The organism is Stenotrophomonas maltophilia group sp. RNC7 (assembly GCF_030910085.1).
In the GTDB taxonomy this organism is placed as follows: domain Bacteria; phylum Pseudomonadota; class Gammaproteobacteria; order Xanthomonadales; family Xanthomonadaceae; genus Stenotrophomonas; species Stenotrophomonas sepilia.
This window is the reverse complement of the sequence record NZ_JAVFVN010000047.1, coordinates 1-545: the sequence shown is the minus strand read 5'-3', so window position 1 is coordinate 545 and position 545 is coordinate 1. Positions and strand designations below refer to the sequence as shown.

Annotated in this window: 1 protein-coding gene; it reads right to left on the bottom strand. The window is 27.7% G+C overall.

What is annotated here, in order from left to right; translation table 11 throughout:
- Positions 1-381, bottom strand: a 381-nt coding sequence (locus RCF13_RS00260) for a hypothetical protein (RefSeq protein ID WP_308140680.1), incomplete at its 3' end; no start/stop codon positions are given.
- Between the last annotated feature and the right edge of the window lie 164 nt (positions 382-545).

Below are 545 nucleotides of genomic sequence, written 5' to 3'. Positions count from 1 at the left end.
AGTAGCTTTAAACTTATCTAAGTAAAAGTTGTGCTCAACATTATGATAAAACGTCATAACATTAATACCTTTTTTAGCAATCATCTTTGTATATTTCCCATAAATTGAGCCGTTGAAAAAAGCTAATTGAACATTATCATAGTCTATACTTTTAATTTTCTTTTTTATCGTTTTTGTATGACCATAACTCTGAAACAGCAACATATTTTTTATACGTTGCATGACTTTTGGTTTTTCTATAATTATTGATTCAATATTATTAACACCTACTGTATTTTCAACCATGTTTTTAACTCGTCTTGCTCCATATTCTCCCCCATCTAATTTGCTATGCTTAGATGCCCCTCGTCCAATAAATAAAATCCTTTTTTTCACTTTCAAACCTCTCTTCTATCACTAATACTTTTCTTCGTATAATTTTATATTTATTCAAGTGCTATCTTTCGGTCATTTTTACTGATAATTCATTGGAAAAAATTTGATACTCTTTGTTCAAATTAGATTTCCTATCATATACTAAATCTCCAAACACCTTATTAATTACA